The following is a 12,116-nucleotide window of genomic DNA, read 5'->3' on the forward strand; positions in this document are numbered from 1 at the left end:
AGCGCATGAACTATGCCATTTTGACGGCCTCAGCTAGCCTTTTGCGTGCTTTCCGCATGCGGGGGCCGGATCTTCGGCCGCATGGCTTTCAAACTGACCGTGACGAGCGAGACGACCGCAAAGAGCGCCAGCCATAACTGAAGGGAAATCAGCGATTCGACCGCCCGTTCGATACTGATCACGAGGGAGGCCATCAGCACCGGTGCCACTGCAAGAATTGCCAGGATCAATCCGGCGCCGCGCAAGACCAGGACCGCCATGATCACGCCTACGATAGCAAGCGCACTCGTAGCTGCCGATTTATCGAGCAGTACGGAATTGAGAGCATGCGCGAGTCCGGCCGGCAATCTGCTGGTCGGAACGAACAGGCGCTCGCGCGGCACGGTCGTCAGACCGCTCGCGCCTGTTGTCGTCGCAAAGACGGCGAGCCGCCGCGCAATCAGCGCCGGCATCTCGCGCCAGTTCTCGCGGAGCCAGGCATTCGCCACGAGCTGCATCTCCTTGTTGCGCTCGGCATCGGTCCGCAGGTGAGCGACACGGCGCCGCAGCGCCGGCAGGCCGAACTCGGTAATGACGGAACCATCGCTTAAGGTCAGGCTCTGGTATGGGGTCTTGCCGATCGATGCCCCGCCGGATTCCCAGAGAAATGACTCGGCGCTGCTTGTGCCGATCAACACCAGATCGTGGGTCACGGCGTAGTTCCGCGCTACCCACGGCGTCCAGACAAGGAGCGTCCCTATTCCAAAGCAGGCGAACTGCCGTGAAAATCGCGCGATGATCGTGCGGTAGTCTTGCGATCTCCACCCTGCGCTGAGGGCATGGCTCGCGGCAAGCACGAAGCCCATAAGAAAAACCGCAGGGAAAAACTGCGGTCGGTTCAGTGCCAGGGCCAGTCCAACCACGCCGGAAAGCAATGCCGGCAGCCATCGTCCGGTGCGAACTGCGCAAAGCGCAAGCGCCGCGGTCAGCAACAGCAGCGCTTCGCTGACGGCCTCGGTGCCGAGCTTATAGCTCCAGAAGATGGAAGGTCGACAAAAGGCGACGACCAGGACCAGCGCGATACCGAGGAGCGGCTGCCGGGTGGTCTTGGCGATTTCTCGTCCGAGGAGGAGGGCGCCGGCAAATGCGACCGTCTGAACGAACAGGCGAAAGGCAAGTTCGAAGTGCCGCTCTCCGCCGAGCTCCAGCGAAGCGGCAATGAACGCGGGTGTGATGGGCGCATAGTAGGTCGGATAGTCCGCGCTCCTTCCCCAGAAAAAGTTTGTGTGGATGTTTCTGCCGACAAGCACGTAGTCGAGCAGGTCCGAGAAAGGGGCTTCATGCACCTGCGACCAATAGAGGGTGCGCAGCGACCAGAACGCCACGACCGCCACGGCGAGGGAGGCGAGGCAAACGATTCGCCTGGCGGTCAAGGGTTGTGCGGGGTTATGCATAACACGTTGATCATTATCGATGTTTTCAGGCGGACAGGTAGATGCGGGTGCAGTCAGGGGTGACGTTCTGCACCGGTTCGAGGCGGGCAAAGGCGGGTAGCATGGTAAACTCTCTTATGCTAACGAACGGCTTTCCTGGGGCGCCGGGGCCTCTGTGGCTCTACTCTAAGATCCAATCGTTTCCAACATGACTGAAACTTATGTCTCCCCCGTTCAGGTGCGAGCACAACGCCGCCGTGAAGAAATCCGCGCGCATGCCGATCGCGTCGCACCCGACCGGGACAAGTGGATCGAGCGGAACGACGCCTATTATGGTGCTGATCGCGACTTCATGAAGTTCCTGATTCCGCGTGGCTCGCGGGTTCTCGATCTGGGGTGCGGCACTGGCGATCTCCTGGCGGCTGTCGAGCCAAGCTACGGCCTGGGCATCGATCTGAGCGAGAAGATGGTCGAACTCGCCAGCAAGAAATATCCCTATCTCGAGTTCCGGGTCGGCGACATCGAGGACGATGCTTTTATCGCCGGCCTGCAAGGGCCCTTCGACTTCATTGTGCTGTCCGATACGATCGGACTGCTGGGCGATATCGAGACCACGTTGTCCCGATTGCACAGGCTTTGCACGCGCGACACTCGCATCGTCATCTCCTACTTTTCCCAGATCTGGGGCCCGCTATTGAACCTCGGGACCAGGGTTGGCATGCGCATGCCACAACCGGAGATCAACTTCCTTTCGCATGTCGACTTCGAGAACATCCTCGACCTCGCCGAATTTGAAACGATCCGTCGCGATGCAAGACAGCTGATCCCGCGTCGGCTGTTCGGTCTTGGCTCCTTGGTCAATCGATACGTCGCGCCCTTGCCGCTGCTGGACCGTTTGTGTCTGCGCACCTACGTCGTCACGCGTTCGCGGCGCGCCATGGCTGCCGAGGAGTTGTCAACCACCGTTCTCATTCCTTGCCGCAACGAGAAAGGAAACATTGAGAACGCAGTGCGGCGTCTGCCGCGATTTGGCAAACACGTCGAAATCATCTTCGTCGAAGGCAATTCAAGCGACGGAACCTACGAAGAATGTCTGCGCGTCAAGGATGCGTACGCTGCCGATTTCGACATCAAGGTTTTCAAGCAGTCTGGGAAGGGAAAGGGCGACGCCGTTCGCAAAGGCTTCGATGAGGCCTCCGGCGATATTCTGATGATCCTCGATGCCGACCTGACGGTGCCGCCAGAGTCGCTGCCAAAATTCTATGCAGCGGTCGCGTCGGGCAAGGGAGAGTTCGTCAACGGGACGCGGCTCGTCTATCCCATGGAAGGCGAAGCGATGCGACCGCTGAATTTCATCGCAAACCATTTCTTTGCCGCGGCCTTCAGCTATCTGGTCAACCAAAGATTCACCGATACGCTTTGTGGCACCAAGGTGCTAAAGCGGTCGGCCTACAAGCGGATAGCAGCAGGGCGCAGCTACTTCGGTGACTTCGATCCGTTCGGAGATTTCGATCTCATCCTCGGCGCCGCGAAGCAGAATCTCAGGATTATCGAAGTGCCGATCCATTATGCCGCGCGCACCTATGGCTCGACTCAGATTTCGCGTTTCCGCGACGGGTTGCTGCTGTTGCGAATGGTGCTGTTTGCTTTTCGCAAACTGAAAGCCGTCTGATGTTGGACGCTGCCGGAAAAGCGGAAGACCAGAAATTCGATCGCCGTCCGGTAGAATACCGGCGCATATGGGACGAAAAGCCGGTCTTGCGCCGGATTTACGCTGACTATCATCAGCGGTTGCTGCAGCGCTGCGGCACCGGTCCCATCCTGGATATCGGCGGTGGCACGGCGAACATCAAGGATATCCGGAAGGACGTGATCTCGATCGACATCCTTCCGTTTCCGGGGATCGACGTTGCGTGCGACGCTCACCAGCTGCCGTTTCGTGACGAACATTTCTCCGGGATCGTGATGCTGGACGTCCTCCATCACCTTGCAAGACCCGTCTCTTTCTTGCAGGAGGCGGCCCGCGTCCTGCAGCCGGGAGGCAGGCTGGTGATGATCGAACCGGGGATGTCGACTGTCGCCTATCCGTTCTATAAATTCGTGCACGAAGAGCCTGCGGACATGGCGGTCGATCCGTTTGCCGAGCTGCCGATCGACACTGTGCGCGATCCATTCGATTCCAACCAGGCGATTCCCACGTTGCTGTTCGATCATCCGGAGCACGTCGCCGAACTCGAACGGAAGGTCCCGCGGTTGAAGATTCGCGAGGTCGACTGGCTAAGTTTGTTCGCCTATCCGTTAAGCGGTGGCTTCAAGCGGTGGAGCCTCGTGCCCGAGGCTGCGCTGACGCCAATTCTGCGACTGGAGAGTAGTCTGCCACGTGCCTTGCGCCATTTTTTTGGGTTCCGACTCTTTGTAGAGCTGGAGAAGCGACCATGAGTATGCGGCAGGACACATTCGCCAATCTGTTGCAGCGGACTGGTCTTGGCGCGCATGCGTTGCTGGTTCGCTCCGGCGCCATGCGACTGCCGGGAATTCGCAGTATCTTCGGCCTCGCCTATGAGCGTTACAAGCTGCACCTCGAAAAGGGCGCGGTCGCAGCACTGTCTCGAATCGTCTCGCCTGGCTCGCTTGTCATCGATGTGGGCGCGAACGTCGGGTTCTTCACGACCCGCTTCGCCGACTGGGTCGGCAAGGATGGCTTTGTCATCGCCATCGAGCCGGATCTCGAAAACTTTGAGGTTTTGGAGCGACGACTGTCCGAGCGGGATCGTGTCAAGCGGATCAACGCCGTCGCCGCAGGTGAAAAAGGCGTGCTTCGCCTGAAACGCAACGAAGTTCATCCGGGCGACCATCGCATCGCGCTGGACGGCGACGGCGTCGAGGTCGCGTCGGTCAGGCTCGATGATTTGCTGCAGCTTTGCCCGGACCGGCCTCTGACGCTTGTAAAAATCGATGTCCAGGGCGCCGAGATGATCGTCTTGTCCGGAGCGTCGTCGATCCTCGCCGACAAGTCGCCTGCCTTGCTGATAGAGATCGACGAGGCACAGTTGCGCGAGTTCGGAACGTCTTCAGCCGCCTTGCTCGATCATCTGGAGAGCTTCGGCTACAAGAGTAATGAGTTGGACGCGAGCGGCGCGACAACGCCGATCGATCGCAGCGGCCTTCAGAAAAGGCTCGCGGAGAGTGGCTACCTCGACATTTTGTTCCTAAAGTCACGCGCGACCGCAGCCTAGCAGGAAGACTTCAATTACGACTTCGCCGCCATCTCTCTCCGGGCATGTCGCGATCCTCCTTGGTACCTACAACGGCGCGCGTCATCTTCGCGAGCAATTGCGGTCATTTGCGCTGCAGAGCTGGCAGGACTGGTCGCTCCATGTGTCTGACGATGGTTCGCAGGACGCGACCCTGCAACTCGTTGATCAATTCTCGAAAGAGGTCGAACAGGACGTACATGTGCGCACCGGTCCACGAAGCGGGCTGGCGCGCAATTTCATGGCGTTGGCGGCTGATAAATCGCTGAAAGCCAATTTCTTCGCGTTCAGCGATCAGGATGACGTTTGGCTCCCCCACAAGCTCGCCGAGGCGGTCGGCTGGATGGCGTCGGTGCCGAGCAACGTGCCCGCGCTTTACCTCTCGCGGACGGAACTGATCGATGACGCAGGTGCGCTGATCGGTCGCTCGCAGCTCTTTCGCCGACCTCCGAGTTTCAGGAATGCGCTGGCCCAAAGCATCGGCGGTGCCAACACGATGGTGTTCAATAGCGCCGTCAAACGCCTGTTCGAAACGGTCGGTCACAAAGAATTCTCATTCCACGACTGGAATACCTATCAAATCGTCACCGCAGTCGGCGGAACGGTTCGCTATGATCCGCATCCAAGTATCAGGTACCGTCAGCACGGCGCCAACGTGCTCGGCAGCAATCGCGGTTTGCGCTCCCGATTGGCACGGCTGCGCATGGTCTGGGACGGCAAGTTTGCGGACTGGAACGAGATCAATATCGATCTGCTGCGCACGCTCGGTCACATGATGCCGTCTGAAAATCTCCAAATTCTTGATCGGTTCGCCGAGGCGCGACGCTCGCCCTTGGGGCCTCGCTTGTGGAACATCTATCGTGCCGGAGTTTGTCGTCAGACCGTGCAGGGAAACTTCGACCTCTATCTCGCTGCGATTTTGGGCAGGATCTGACGTCAACAGCGTCGCCTGCCAACGCCCCAGCCAAATTTCGCTTGCAACATCAAAGACATTGCTTCAAGAGAGGGCAAGGTCGCGGCTGAACGGGGCGGGTCCGCAATGGCGGGAGAAGCACGCAGATTTCTGGTAACCGGGGGCGCCGGCTTCATTGGTTCGGCTGTTGTTCGTCACCTGATTAGGAAGACGGGCCACCAAGTGCTGGTGCTCGATAAGCTGACCTATGCAGGAAATCTCGATTCTCTGAAGCCCGTCTCATCTGAGCCGCGGTTTGCATTCAAGCGCACCGACATCACCGATGCGGCGGCGGTCCGCAGCGTCATGAGCGACTATTCGCCGGATGTCATCATGCACCTCGCGGCCGAAAGCCACGTCGACCGGTCGATCGATGGCCCCGGCGAATTTATCCAGACCAATGTTGTCGGAACATACGTGTTGCTCCAGGCCGCGCTAGACTTCTGGCGCGAGCTGCCGGAGCAGCGCAGGCAGTCGTTTCGCTTCCACCACATCTCGACCGACGAGGTGTATGGTTCACTTGGCCCGACGGGACTGTTCCGCGAAGATACGGCCTACAAGCCCAATTCACCGTACTCCGCCTCGAAAGCGGCCTCGGACCACCTCGTTCGCGCCTGGTATCACACCTACGGCTTGCCAACGGTGCTGAGCAACTGCTCGAACAACTATGGCCCGTATCATTTTCCGGAAAAGCTTATTCCGCTGATGATCATCAACGCGCTCGAAGGCAAGCCATTGCCGGTCTATGGCAAGGGCGACAACGTCCGCGACTGGCTTCATGTTGAGGATCATGCCGATGCGTTGCTGCACGTGGCGACCCGCGGCAGGACAGGCGAGAACTACAACATCGGCGGCAAGAATGAGCGCGCGAACATCGACGTCGTGAAAGCGATCTGCGCCTTGGTGGACGAACTCGCCCCGGATCCGCGAATTCGTGACCGCAGCTTGCTGATCAACTATGTGACCGATCGTCCAGGCCACGACGCGCGTTACGCGATCGACGCCGGCAAGATCGAGGCCGAGCTCGGCTGGCGTGCGCGTTACGATTTCGAGTCAGGGCTGCGCCAGACGGTTCGCTGGTATCTTGACAATCGCGCCTGGTGGGAGCGAGTGCGTTCGGGCGTCTACCGGGGAGAACGCCTCGGCGTCGCAGTCTAACGTTCATAGCAGCGCGCGAGAGTATCTATGCTCACCGTTGAGCCAACCGAAATTCCGGCCGTCAAGCTGGTCACGCCGAAGTCGTTCGTCGACACGCGCGGCTCGTTCTGCGAGACCTATAACGAGAAGCGCTTCCAAGAGCATGGGATACCCCTGCGCTTTGTCCAGGACAACGAATCCCTGTCGCTGCGACCGGGGACGATTCGTGGGCTTCACTTTCAGGCTCACCCGTTTGCGCAGGACAAGCTGGTGCGCGTGCTGAGCGGGCGGATCCTAGATGTCGCCGTTGATCTGCGGCGGTCGTCAGCGACGTATGGCCGATGGATCGCGCGCGAACTGTCGAGTGAAACTGGCGCCCAGCTCCTCGTTCCGATCGGTTTCGCGCATGGCTTCTGCACGCTCGAACCTGATACGCGGGTGCTCTACAAGGTGACCGGATACTATTCGCCGGCACATGACTTGGGTATCGTATGGAACGATCCTGACCTTGGTGTGAACTGGCCCGTCGCGGCGGCCGATGTCGTGCTTTCCGACAAGGATCGCGACCTGCCGCGCTTCCGCGATCTGCCAGCCTATTTCGAGTAATCCGATGAGGCTCGCTGTCACTGGCCGTAACGGCCAGATCGTCCAGTCGTTGATGGAGCGCGTGCAAGGCACCTACGACACCCTGCTGACCGTTGCACGCCCCGAGATCGATCTGCTTCATCCGGATGGAATAGCTTCCGTGCTCGATGCCCTGCGGCCTGACGTCGTGGTGAACGCAGCGGCGTATACCGCGGTCGATGCGGCGGAAGATGATCGCGAGGCCGCGTTCACCATTAACGCGGCGGGAGCAGCCGCGGTGGCCGCTGCGACGGCCCGGCTCGGCATTCCCGTCATCCAGCTGTCCACGGACTATGTCTTCGACGGACGACTCGAACGGGCCTACCGGGAGGACGATCAGACCGCGCCGCTTGGCGTCTATGGTTCGAGCAAGCTTGCGGGCGAGCAGGTCGTGGCCGCCGCCAATCCACGCCATGTGGTGCTGCGCATGGCATGGGTCTATAGTCCCTTTGGCAAGAATTTTGTCCGGACCATGTTGAACCTCGCACGACAGCGCGACGAGATCTCCGTGGTGGACGACCAGCATGGTACGCCGGGCAATGCGCTCGATCTGGCGGATGGCATTCTCGCGGTCGCGCGTAATCTCCACGCACGGCCGCACGATCAGGCGCTGTATGGCGTTTTTCACCTGGCTGCGGCGGGGCACACGACTTGGGCCCAATTTGCCGAGGCGATCTTCGCAGTCGCACGGCAGGTTGACGGGCCGGCGGCAAACGTCAGGCGAATAACCACCGCCGAGTATCCGACCCCGGCGCGCCGGCCGGCGAACTCGCGGCTGGATGGGGCCAAGCTCGCCAAGGTGCATGGTGTGGAGCTTCCGCACTGGCAACGGTCGCTGCCGGCATGCGTCGAGCGCCTTGTCATACAGGAGTTCAGCGCATGAACGGAGTGACGAAAGGAATCATCTTGGCCGGTGGCAGCGGTACCCGCCTGCATCCGATGACGCTTGCCGCATCGAAGCAACTGCTGCCGATCTATGACAAGCCGCTGATCTATTATCCCCTATCGGTTCTAATGCTTGCGGGCATTCGTGAGATACTGATCATTTCCACCCCGGACGATCTGCCTGTGTTCCGCCGGTTGCTCGGCGACGGCTCGAAGTGGGGTGTTTCGTTCAGCTACGCCGTGCAGCCAAGTCCAGACGGGCTCGCGCAGGCCTACATCATCGGCGCGGATTTCGTTGCAGGCCAGCGTTCGGCGCTGGTGCTTGGCGACAATCTTTTTTACGGGCATGACCTCGATCGGCTGCTCAAGAGTGCTTGCGCGCGCGAAAGCGGCGCGAGCATCTTTGCCTACCATGTCAGCGATCCGGAACGTTACGGTGTCGTCGACTTCAGTGATGAGGGGCGCGTCATCTCGATCGAAGAAAAGCCGAAGGAGCCGCGCTCGCACTGGGCGGTGACCGGGCTTTATTTCTATGACGAGAATGCGGTCGACTATGCTGCAAGGTTGCGGCCGTCGGCGCGCGGCGAACTGGAAATCACCGACCTGAACCGGATTTATCTCGAGAAAGAATGTTTGCACGTCGAGACGATGAAGCGCGGTTTTGCATGGCTCGACACGGGCACGCCTGACAGTCTCCTCGAGGCTGCCGAGTTCGTGCGCACACTTGAAAAGCGTCAGGGCTTCAAGATCTGCTGCCCGGAGGAGGTTGCGTTTCGTCTCGGATGGATCGGTGCAGCACAGCTGGAGAAATTGGCAGGCGACATCGCCAAGAGCACCTATGGCCAGTATCTGATGAAGCTGGTCCAAGGGCAGATATGAGCGACGTCGACGAAAAAAGCGGCCAGCGCTGCGACGACGTAACTGCAGTCATTGTCACATACAATCCACCCGCCGAAGCTTTCGCCGCAACGCTGCAGGCGATTGCCGGCCAGGTCGGGCGCATCCTTGTGGTCGACAACGCATCCGGGGCCGAAGAGAAAGCGCTGATCGAGCGGCAAGTTGCCCAGTATGCCGAGATGGCCGGGGTTGCTTTTCAAGCCGAGAATCTTGGTCTGGGTGCCGCCCACAACATCGGAATGTCCCTGGCCCGCGAAGCAGGTTCCAGATTTGCGTTGTTGCTTGATCAGGACAGTCAGGCAGGCACCGGCATGGTGGCGAAGCTTCGGGCGGCCTACGAACAGCTCGCCGCCGAGGGTGAACAGGTTGCCGGCGTCGGCCCGCGATACTTCGACCATCTGACGGGACTATACTCCGGCTTTGTGCAGGTCGGCACGTTCGATCTGATGCAGCGTCCGTGCGAGCAGGGTGCGGAGGTTGTCGAGGCCGACTTTCTCATTTCATCCGGCACGCTCGTCCCGCTCGCAGGCGTGGAGACGATCGGCCCCATCGACGAGCAGTTTTTCATCGATTACGTCGACACCGAATGGTGCTTCAGAGCGCGTGCGGCCGGCTACAAGCTGATCGGCGTGTGCGACGCGATGATGACACATTCGCTGGGTGAGCGCCGGGTGAGGTTCTGGTTTCCGTTTCGCTGGCGCAGCTTTTCCTTTCACAAGTCGTTCCGCTATTACTACATAGCGCGCAACGGCCTGCTCCTGTTGCGGCGAAGCTACATCCCGTTGCGGTGGCGCTTGATCGTGCTCAAACGCACGATCGTATTGGTGGCGATCCTGATCATCATACCCGGAGCGCGAGGCGAGCGCTTTGCAATGATTTCCCGAGGGCTCTACGACGGCGTTCGCGGAGCAACGGGACGGCTGGCAGGTTAAGCGGAACGCGTCGGCTGCGGCTCGTGCCCGGCAGCGTTCTCACCGTCCTTCTCCGCAACGAGGTTGACGTTGAGAAAGGCTTCATGCGCAACAGCCAGGGGATTTCGTTCCGACAGGATACTTGCCGGGTATTCGTACCAGCTTGCCTGGTTCTTGAAGCCGAACTCCTGAGCAAATAGCGTTTCCATCGCCTCGCGACTGAAGCGCCAATAGTCATAGGGGTGAGCATGAATCGGATAGCATTGGTGCGTCTGCACATAGACCCGTCCGCCTGGACGGAGGACCTTCCCGATCTGCTCCGCGGCAAGCCACGGACGTCTGATATGTTCGAACACGGAGCAGGCAATCACTGCGTCGATGCTGCCCGCTTCGAATGTCTTCGATAATCGCTCAGCATCGACAACGGCATCGACATCAAGTCCGGACATGTAATCGCAGGCGACGTAGCGAACGCTCGGCGCGACCCAAGTTCGTCGGACGGTTGGCGGATCACCCGCGACACGGCGGGTGCCGAGCTCCAGCACCGTGCCCGTCTGGACCGAGCCGAGCCACGCCTTGAAACTTCCCAACCCCGATGAGCTGCCTGGCTCCACTCCGCGTCCGCGGCCATTCGAGAATGTTCGCGCAAGCTGCTCCAGCGCGACGCGAGTCGCAGGCGACTTGAACACGGCTCGCTTCAGAGAACGGAGGACCATCGTGTTTCCGGAGGCGGGACGTAGGGATCTAAAATTTGCCGAGCGTTACCGGTCAGGCAACAGGTAGCATAGCACAAACGCTTCGGCGCCGCTCATGACAGAACCTGTCGTGCCTCGGATATCGCGCAAAGCACGTGGTAGAACGTCGATGCAGGAATGGTTTCGACCAGCGAGCGCCCATCAGCGTCGAACTTGTCGTACCAGCCGCCCGGTATGGGATGATCGAGATAGTGCTTCTTGAGCCTGGCAAGTGCTGCGCGCGCTTCGGGCTTTGCGCTCTCGTCGCCATCTTCAGCTTGCGCGATCCACGCCTTCGCAATTTCGGTTTGCGGCCAGCATCGTCGCGTCGCGCGCGTAATTTGACCCTGGTCATTGCCTTCGTCGACGAGAAGGCCGCCGGGGTCCCGATAGCGCAGGGCGGACGCAAGCAACGCTGTGCGGAAGCGTGCCGTCGGACAGCCTGTGATGCGTTCAAATCCCTTCAGCAGCCACGTCCATTCGGCGAGGTGGCCCGGCTCGACGACAACGGGTGGGATCTTCGACCAGTCGTCCTCGAAATACTCGCTAAGGGTCTGCGTCCGCTGATCGTAGAAGTTCCCGGCAAACAGCCCGAACATGTCACCCGCCCGATTCTGGAACACGGCCTCGCCGGTCGCATCGAACAGGGCGATCATTGCCTCGAGCATGTGCATATGCGGGTTTTGCCGCCGCGGCAGCGACGCCGGCAGCGCTTCATTGAAACCACCGTGTGGTGAACGAAGCCGCTGATCCAGGAAGATCAGTGTCTGGTCGATCTCGCTGCGGATCTGCGCGTCCGGCTTGATCTGATGAACAGTCGCCAACGCCAGCAACACGAACGCATGATCGTAGGTATCCCGGCTGGGGTCTGCCGTAGCGCCGTCTGGGCCGAGGGTGTGCACATATCCAGGCGCACCGTCTGGACTACGCGCCTTGGCGAGCAGGTAGTCGAGCCCCTTCAGGGCGATCTCCTTTGCGTCCGGGTGCCAACCGAATTGCGATGCCTTGGCGTAGCAGTAGATCTGCCGCGCCTGCACCAGCGTTCGGCGGGCTACGTCGTGATCCGGTGCACCATCTTTGCTCAGGCGTTCGAAGAACCCGCCATGCTGCTTGTCCCACCCGGTATCGGCCCAGAGCGGCAACGCCTGTTCAGTGGCCCACACCTCCAGTCCGGCAACGATGTCTTCGCCTTCGTCCGCTTCGGTCATTGCAGTCATCAACTGTCGCTCCAGCGCCCGCGGCCCCCGCCCGTCTACACAACGTGCGTTGCAGCATTGGTCTGGACGAGCCTCTGTCGGAGGTCAAGCCTC

General features: G+C 60.3%; 12 protein-coding genes. 9 read left to right on the forward strand and 3 right to left on the reverse strand.

Annotation, left to right across the window (positions count from 1 at the left end):
- Positions 1–29 precede the first annotated feature (29 nt).
- Positions 30–1,412, reverse strand: coding sequence for a hypothetical protein (locus tag RCO31_RS11620; protein ID WP_308968493.1), 1,383 nt, complete (start codon positions 1,410–1,412; stop codon positions 30–32).
- A 208-nt stretch (positions 1,413–1,620) separates the two neighbouring features.
- Here RCO31_RS11620 and RCO31_RS11625 point away from each other — a divergent pair, with 208 nt between their 5' ends.
- The 9 genes from RCO31_RS11625 to RCO31_RS11665 all read left to right on the forward strand — a co-directional run bounded on the left by RCO31_RS11625 (position 1,621) and on the right by RCO31_RS11665 (position 10,093).
- Positions 1,621–3,084, forward strand: a complete 1,464-nt coding sequence (locus RCO31_RS11625) for a glycosyltransferase (protein WP_308968494.1) — start codon at positions 1,621–1,623, stop codon at positions 3,082–3,084.
- Positions 3,084–3,851 carry a class I SAM-dependent methyltransferase gene (locus tag RCO31_RS11630; protein ID WP_308968495.1) on the forward strand — a complete coding sequence of 256 codons (768 nt, stop codon included), beginning with the start codon at positions 3,084–3,086 and terminating at the stop codon, positions 3,849–3,851. The genes RCO31_RS11625 and RCO31_RS11630 overlap by 1 nt, the downstream gene beginning before the upstream one ends.
- Positions 3,848–4,648 carry an FkbM family methyltransferase gene (locus RCO31_RS11635; RefSeq protein ID WP_308968496.1) on the forward strand — a complete coding sequence of 267 codons (801 nt, stop codon included), beginning with the start codon at positions 3,848–3,850 and terminating at the stop codon, positions 4,646–4,648. The genes RCO31_RS11630 and RCO31_RS11635 overlap by 4 nt, the downstream gene beginning before the upstream one ends.
- Before the next feature lie 52 nt (positions 4,649–4,700).
- Positions 4,701–5,600 carry a glycosyltransferase gene (locus RCO31_RS11640; RefSeq protein ID WP_308968687.1) on the forward strand — a complete coding sequence of 300 codons (900 nt, stop codon included), beginning with the start codon at positions 4,701–4,703 and terminating at the stop codon, positions 5,598–5,600.
- A 105-nt stretch (positions 5,601–5,705) separates the two neighbouring features.
- Complete coding sequence (gene rfbB, locus RCO31_RS11645) at positions 5,706–6,776, forward strand: dTDP-glucose 4,6-dehydratase (RefSeq protein WP_308968497.1); 1,071 nt, start codon at positions 5,706–5,708, stop codon at positions 6,774–6,776.
- Positions 6,777–6,803: 27 nt separating this feature from the next.
- Complete coding sequence (gene rfbC, locus RCO31_RS11650; protein ID WP_308968498.1) at positions 6,804–7,361, forward strand: dTDP-4-dehydrorhamnose 3,5-epimerase; 558 nt, start codon at positions 6,804–6,806, stop codon at positions 7,359–7,361.
- A gap of 4 nt (positions 7,362–7,365) precedes the next feature.
- Complete coding sequence (gene rfbD, locus RCO31_RS11655) at positions 7,366–8,262, forward strand: dTDP-4-dehydrorhamnose reductase (protein WP_308968499.1); 897 nt, start codon at positions 7,366–7,368, stop codon at positions 8,260–8,262.
- Positions 8,259–9,143, forward strand: a complete 885-nt coding sequence (gene rfbA, locus RCO31_RS11660) for a glucose-1-phosphate thymidylyltransferase RfbA (RefSeq protein ID WP_308968501.1) — start codon at positions 8,259–8,261, stop codon at positions 9,141–9,143. Before rfbD ends, rfbA begins: the two co-directional genes overlap by 4 nt.
- Positions 9,140–10,093 carry a glycosyltransferase family 2 protein gene (locus RCO31_RS11665; RefSeq protein WP_308968502.1) on the forward strand — a complete coding sequence of 318 codons (954 nt, stop codon included), beginning with the start codon at positions 9,140–9,142 and terminating at the stop codon, positions 10,091–10,093. The genes rfbA and RCO31_RS11665 overlap by 4 nt, the downstream gene beginning before the upstream one ends.
- Here RCO31_RS11665 and RCO31_RS11670 read toward each other — a convergent pair.
- Both RCO31_RS11670 and RCO31_RS11675 read right to left on the reverse strand, forming a co-directional pair.
- Positions 10,090–10,788, reverse strand: coding sequence for a class I SAM-dependent methyltransferase (locus tag RCO31_RS11670; RefSeq protein ID WP_308968503.1), 699 nt, complete (start codon positions 10,786–10,788; stop codon positions 10,090–10,092). The two genes, RCO31_RS11665 and RCO31_RS11670, sit on opposite strands and share 4 nt — an antisense overlap.
- Before the next feature lie 92 nt (positions 10,789–10,880).
- Positions 10,881–12,023 carry an AGE family epimerase/isomerase gene (locus RCO31_RS11675; RefSeq protein WP_308968505.1) on the reverse strand — a complete coding sequence of 381 codons (1,143 nt, stop codon included), beginning with the start codon at positions 12,021–12,023 and terminating at the stop codon, positions 10,881–10,883.
- Positions 12,024–12,116 lie beyond the last annotated feature (93 nt).

It is taken from the genome of Bradyrhizobium sp. LHD-71 (assembly GCF_031157255.1).
GTDB lineage: Bacteria > Pseudomonadota > Alphaproteobacteria > Rhizobiales > Xanthobacteraceae > P52-10.

Bases quoted from the DNA above. Each gene is read 5' to 3' on its own strand.
- rfbB (WP_308968497.1), top strand. From the start codon at position 5,706: ATGGCGGGAGAAGCACGCAGATTTCTGGTAACCGGGGGCGCCGGCTTC.
- RCO31_RS11670 (WP_308968503.1), bottom strand. From the start codon at position 10,788: ATGGTCCTCCGTTCTCTGAAGCGAGCCGTGTTCAAGTCGCCTGCGACT.
- RCO31_RS11675 (WP_308968505.1), bottom strand. From the start codon at position 12,023: ATGACTGCAATGACCGAAGCGGACGAAGGCGAAGACATCGTTGCCGGA.
- RCO31_RS11630 (WP_308968495.1), top strand. From the start codon at position 3,084: ATGTTGGACGCTGCCGGAAAAGCGGAAGACCAGAAATTCGATCGCCGT.
- RCO31_RS11635 (WP_308968496.1), top strand. From the start codon at position 3,848: ATGAGTATGCGGCAGGACACATTCGCCAATCTGTTGCAGCGGACTGGT.
- rfbC (WP_308968498.1), top strand. From the start codon at position 6,804: ATGCTCACCGTTGAGCCAACCGAAATTCCGGCCGTCAAGCTGGTCACG.
- RCO31_RS11625 (WP_308968494.1), top strand. From the start codon at position 1,621: ATGACTGAAACTTATGTCTCCCCCGTTCAGGTGCGAGCACAACGCCGC.
- rfbA (WP_308968501.1), top strand. From the start codon at position 8,259: ATGAACGGAGTGACGAAAGGAATCATCTTGGCCGGTGGCAGCGGTACC.
- RCO31_RS11665 (WP_308968502.1), top strand. From the start codon at position 9,140: ATGAGCGACGTCGACGAAAAAAGCGGCCAGCGCTGCGACGACGTAACT.
- rfbD (WP_308968499.1), top strand. From the start codon at position 7,366: ATGAGGCTCGCTGTCACTGGCCGTAACGGCCAGATCGTCCAGTCGTTG.